Raw genomic sequence first — 4,835 nt, 5'->3', positions numbered from 1 at the left:
TCAAGGCCCGTTGGTCAAGCGGTTAAGACTCCGGCCTCTCACGCCGGCGACGGGAGTTCGATTCTCCCACGGGTCATATTTCCCAAGACCGCAAGCTGACTTCTTCAGTTTGCGTTTTTTTGTACATGGACCATTAGCTCAGTTGGTCAGAGCAACCGGCTCATAACCGGTGGGTCCGGGGTTCGAGTCCCTGATGGTCCACTCTCTTAATTTAATACCTAGGGGTATAGCTCAGCTGGTAGAGCAGCGGTCTCCAAAACCGCGTGTCCCGAGTTCGATCCTTGGTGCCCCTGCTATCTCCGTGAGGGAAGAAATTCCCTTGCGGGGGCTTTTTCATATTTAAGTAATTATTAAGCAATTCACTTGCTGGCACAAGTCCATTGTATTCAGTGAATTTGTGCCAACAAGCGGTACTGCTATACCAGCCTGTTGGTTGTATTAAAACCGCTATAGTGAGCGGTAATAATTATTTCTTTGTACCTTGAATGGTTTCCTTTTGACGTAGATCATTTAGATCGCCTAGTCATCAGCGAATTCTCAGAGTGACAAACTCTATCATTGAAAACGCCTTGCTGTCGGCTGCGCCCTTTGCACGGTCGAAACAGACCATGACTTCTCGATTACGTCCCCGGTAGCTCACACCACAGTGTTTATACTCGCTGCACTTACTGTTACTAAGTGGTCACGGCGCACATTGAGGTATCTGCTATGTGGCAGGCTTGCAAATGCAAACTGTTACAATGTGACTGGATAACTCCAGTAGTTATTGAGGTTTCGTCGAGGTTGCCGTTCATTCAATGGCTATTCAGTTAAGCTGTTGTCAGCCGTCAATTCCTAAAGACTGACGGTATGAGAAGAACAAAACAAAAGAGCTTTCAGCACTGCTCCACAAAGCGACTGAAAACCCTCTTGACAAATCTATCAAAGCCATGCTATAATAAAAGACATGACAATTGATGCACTCATCTGTAAAGATCTCACATTTGCTTTTCCGGAGCATTTGTGCTGATCGATTTAATCGAATTGGCGTTCGTTTAAATCACAGGTGGGTGTTTTGTTTTCCCACTATGGTGCATTATAACACATTGTTTTTGATTTGTCAACCCTCTTTAGAAAATATTTTGAATAATATTTAATTTGTTTTTTTTCTTTTTCTTACGTATATAAATTCTGATATTACAGATGTGTTTTTGGATATTTCTGGATATTGATTATTGACATATTTTATTCTTTTTGGTATTATATTCTTTGTGTGATTACACACAGGCATATAGAACCCAGGAGGATATTAAAATGATTTTCGAGAAACAGACAAATAGTACCGTCGAGGAGTATATGACGAAATGGCTTGTTAATACCAAACGTCCTACCCTTAAACGTTCATCTTACGATAGGGTTGAGCAGAGTCTTAACTGTCAGATATTTCCTGTTATTGGCGGAATCAAGTTGAAGAAGCTTACTTGTGATGATATTCAGATGATGTTGAATGACCTTTCAGAACGCACGTCTTTTAGTACTACAAAGAAAGCCTATGTTAACTTGAAAAGTTGTCTTGATCTTGCTGTAATAAAGGGCGATATAAAGAAAAATCCTATGCTGACAGTTGTTCTTCCAAAGAATAATAAGCCTGATGAGACAGTTGTTTACTACTCTCCCGAACAGGCTAGGGCGATAGCTTCTGAAGCTGTTTCGAAGTATAGAAATGGTAATTATAAATATCGCTATGGATATATCATTGTTTTGTTGTTGAATACCGGATTGAGATTAGGAGAAGTACTTGCACTCAGCTGGTCAGATGTAGATTTTTCTAATAGAGTACTTTATGTACATAACAGCGTTGCTACAGTAAAGGCAAGAGGTAACAGCAGCACGAAATATGAAACCATTGTCAATTCACCCAAGTCGCGTAAGTCTATTCGCTATGTACCGTTGAATATGACTGCTCTTGATGCATTGGTTAAGATACATTCTATCATGGGAGATAACGAAAGGGTTGTCACTACAGATAACTGTAAGTATGTGAAGCCCGGAAATATTCATCGCACAATGGAGAGAATCCTTAAAAACTGCGGTATTTACGGTAAGAGAGATATAGTACACGCCCTCCGTCATACATTTGCTACGTTGCTTCTCAGACAAGGAACGGATATTAAGGTTGTTTCCGAGATATTAGGACATTCTGATGTTTCTGTTACTATGAAATTTTATTATCATATCATAGAGGAACAAAAAAAGACTGCGATGACAAAGCTCGATGAGATTTATTAAAGTGTGTCTATAGACACAGCAATAATCAAAAATAATCCCCCTGTTTGCAATATACAGGGGGATTATTTGATCACTATGATGTATCATGTTAGTAATTTTTTGCCTTTAACATGGGCTGCGATTTTTGTAATATCAGATATATTAATTTTACCATCATGGTTTACATCAGCACGTTTCTGCTGTTCTTTTGTCATTAAGTTCTTGCCTTTGACATGCGCAGCGACTTTAATAACGTCGGTAACATTGATCTTACCGTCAAAGTTTACGTCACCTTTAATAACGTTTTTTTCAGCTTCTGCAAGCGCTATTTCTGCGGCTTCAAGTTTTGCCTTTGCTTCAGCGGAGACCTTAGCTTTCTGGTCTTCTGTCAGTTCATTATAAGCCTTTCTGGCTGCTTCGATATCTGCCTTGTCTTCGGTCGTGATATCTTCTGCTGCAGGTAGTTCATTGATAGTGCCTGTTACAGCATTTGCTGCTGCCTGATTTGCATCATCCTTCTCGGCTGCTGCGAGTGCTGTCTCAGCTTCGGTCAGCTTTTCCAGAGTGTCAGTGGAAACCTTTGCCTTCTGATCCACGGTCAGATCATCATAAGCAGCTCTTGCAGCTTCGATGTCTGTCTTGTCAGCGGTTGATACATTTTCAGCAGCAGTTAGCGCATTGATCTTATTAGTCACAGCCTGTGCATCCTTTGTGTCATCAATATCCTTAACGTCAGACTTTGCAGTTGTAACAGCGTTGTTTACATCAGTAATAGCCTGTGCTACCTGTGCTTCGGTGACATTATCATTCGTGAGTACTGCATTTACTGTAGAAATTGCAGTTGATAGATCCGAAGAAGGTGTAGCGTAGTCTGCATCGTTCTTGATAGTGTCAAGATAGTTATTTGCATTTGTGAGCGTATCGTTCAGAGCAGTTTTGTCAACGGGAACAACTGTCACTGTGAGATCCTGATTAAACGTATTGTAATTTGCTGTGTCATCAGGAGTATAGGTAGCTGCAAAAGCATTATCACCTACATTGCCAACACTTGTTGCAGGAGCGTCCCAAGCCCAGCCGTTAGGAAGTGCAACATCAGCAAGTGTCTTGCCGTAATCGGCTGTCAGACCTGTTACTGCATCGGGTGTTGGATCTGCCTTTGCAACATTGATTGTTATGTCCTGCTCAACCGCGGTGTAGTTCGCACTTGAAGGTGTAAATACTGCTTTGAATGTCTCAATACCTGCATTACCAACAAGGGTTGTCAAAGCATCTTTCCAAGTCCATGAACCGTCATTGGCTGTAGGAAGTGTTACATCTCCTAGTGTCTGTCCGTATACTGCATTCAGTTCCGATACCGGATCAGGTGTCATGTAAGCTTTTGCTATCGTGAAATCAACCGTTGCGGTCTTTTCTTCCACCGTGATGCTTGCGGTATACTCGCCGGCATCGGTGGGAGCAGTTGTGCTTTCCTCATAGATCGTGTCATTTCTGCCGACATACTTAATATCCGCCTCCGAAATGGTCTTGCCGGTAGCGCTGTTAAAATCAGTCAGCCCGGTCAGTGTTGCCGATGCGCTTCCTGTGCCGCCATAGGTGGTCAGAGTAGGCGCAGTGATAGTCAAAGTGACCTTGTTTTCCGTCAAATAACAGTTTTCTGCATCGCAGGTCGCCGTGATGACGTCGTCGCTTGCAGTGTATGTGAAATTGTGGGTATGTGTGATGCCTGTTTTCATATAGTAAGTTGTGTTGATAACGGGTGTACCTGTAAAGGTTCCGCCGGTACCACCGAACATTTCAACAAGAGCAAGGGAAGGTGTTGTTCCTTCTCCGGAAGCAGGAATTTTGTATTCGACACTGTATTCAGAAGTTTGTGTTGTTGACAACATGATTCCAGTGCAGCTGTAAAACATTTTATTGTAACAATAATCTGCCAGAGTTGTTGCAGGCAGTTCAGGTGCTCTTGTCAGACCGGTACAGCCATAAAACATACCATAGTAACAATAATCTGCCAGAGTTGTTGCAGGCAATGCCGGCGCTGTTGTCAGACCGGTGCATTTGGTAAACATAGCCTTGTAACAAGAAGGTTTCAGAGTTGTTGCCGGCAGTTCAGGCGCTGTTGTCAGACTGGTGCAGTCGTAAAACATATACTTGTAACAAGAATCTGCAAGAGTTGTTGCCGGCAGTTTAGGCGCTGTTGTCAGACTGGTGCAACTGTAAAACATCTCATCGTAACACCATGCTGCCAGCGTTGTTGCAGGCAATGCAGGCGCTGTTGTCAGACTGGTGCAGCACTCAAACATACCATAGTAACAAGAACCTGCCAAAGTTGTTGCCGGCAGTTCAGGCGCTGTTGTCAGACTGGTGCAATTGTAAAACATATGATCGTAACAATCTAATGCCAGAGTTGTTGCAGGTAGTTCAGGCGCTGTTGTCAGACCGGTGCAATTGTAAAACATAGTATAGTAACACTGAGCTGCCAGCGTTGTTGCAGGTAGTTCAGGCGCTGTTGTCAGACCGGTGCAGCCGTAAAACATATGATCGTAACAATTTGCTGCCAGAGTTGTTGCCGGCAGTTCAGGCGCTGTTGT

At 42.9% G+C, this 4,835-nt stretch carries 2 protein-coding genes and 3 tRNA genes; 4 read left to right on the top strand and 1 reads right to left on the bottom strand.

The features are described from left to right. Positions 1 to 4: 4 nt before the first annotated feature. From BM265_RS18380 to BM265_RS18365, 4 genes are all read left to right on the top strand, one after another. Positions 5 to 76 (top strand) — tRNA-Glu (locus tag BM265_RS18380). A 51-nt stretch (positions 77 to 127) separates the two neighbouring features. Then, positions 128 to 201 (top strand) — tRNA-Ile (locus BM265_RS18375). Between the two features lie 19 nt (positions 202 to 220). Beyond that, positions 221 to 293: transfer RNA gene (locus BM265_RS18370), tRNA-Trp, on the top strand. Between the two features lie 1,000 nt (positions 294 to 1,293). Then, positions 1,294 to 2,268 carry a tyrosine-type recombinase/integrase gene (locus BM265_RS18365; RefSeq protein ID WP_074963401.1) on the top strand — a complete coding sequence of 325 codons (975 nt, stop codon included), beginning with the start codon at positions 1,294 to 1,296 and terminating at the stop codon, positions 2,266 to 2,268. Between the two features lie 83 nt (positions 2,269 to 2,351). Here BM265_RS18365 and BM265_RS18360 read toward each other — a convergent pair whose 3' ends face one another. Continuing rightward, positions 2,352 to 4,133: a dockerin type I repeat-containing protein gene (locus BM265_RS18360; protein WP_431768000.1), complete on the bottom strand. Its 1,782-nt coding sequence runs from the start codon at positions 4,131 to 4,133 to the stop codon at positions 2,352 to 2,354. Positions 4,134 to 4,835: the final 702 nt, after the last annotated feature.

The sequence above is a fragment of the Hominimerdicola alba genome (genome assembly GCF_900112155.1).
Classification (GTDB): Bacteria; Bacillota; Clostridia; order Oscillospirales; family Ruminococcaceae; genus Hominimerdicola; species Hominimerdicola alba_D.
This window is presented reverse-complemented; position numbering and strand designations above follow the sequence as displayed.

What these genes read in the sequence shown, in the direction of transcription:
- BM265_RS18360 (WP_431768000.1), bottom strand. Translation starts at nt 4,133, where the DNA reads ATGTTGTCAACAACACAAACTTCTGAATACAGTGTCGAATACAAAATT.
- BM265_RS18365 (WP_074963401.1), top strand. Translation starts at nt 1,294, where the DNA reads ATGATTTTCGAGAAACAGACAAATAGTACCGTCGAGGAGTATATGACG.